1 pseudogene is annotated in these 516 nt (G+C 58.1%); it reads left to right on the top strand.

The features are described from left to right. Positions 1-220: 220 nt before the first annotated feature. Positions 221-451, top strand: a pseudogene (locus C7G61_RS43215) (hypothetical protein); the annotation flags it as partial. Between the last annotated feature and the right edge of the window lie 65 nt (positions 452-516).

The following is a 516-nucleotide window of genomic DNA, read 5'->3' as shown; positions in this document are numbered from 1 at the left end:
CAAACGGCGCAAGCCAGCGATCGAGATCGGCTTGCCAGTCCACGTCCATAGATCGGCCCTCCATAAGCCGACCTCTCATGAATCATTGAAAACCTGATTCGGGAATCCTGTTGCGACGATCAATCCATAAATCTGCCAAATTAGTGCTAGTGGTCATCTCGAGCGCGCCGATGTCGCGCTCGGTCCTCGACCGAGCGCTTGCAAAGCCAACAGACCGGAGCTGCGCGAATGGTTCGAGGCCGAGCCGTGGCGAACCGGCAGCGAACTCCTTTGCAAGCTTCAGGCAGAATGCCCTGGGCTTTACCCGAGCAAGGTACTCCGAACTCTTCAACGTCATCTCAAATCGTGGCGCAGCGAGCAAGCAAGCGCACTGTTGTTTAGCTCGCGGGAATCCGCCCTTGGGAGTCAGCCGCGAAGCGGCAGCAATAAGGTCGCAGACCTCCTGCTCTGAATAGATGTGCGGCGCGAGGCGGCGGTGTGAACGACCAAAGATCGCGGTCTGGGGAAACTCGGTGT

This window comes from Bradyrhizobium algeriense (genome assembly GCF_003062295.1).
GTDB classification, from domain to species: Bacteria; Pseudomonadota; Alphaproteobacteria; order Rhizobiales; family Xanthobacteraceae; genus Bradyrhizobium; species Bradyrhizobium algeriense.
The sequence above is the reverse complement of the archived record's forward strand: the minus strand, read 5'-3'. Positions and strand labels throughout refer to the sequence as shown.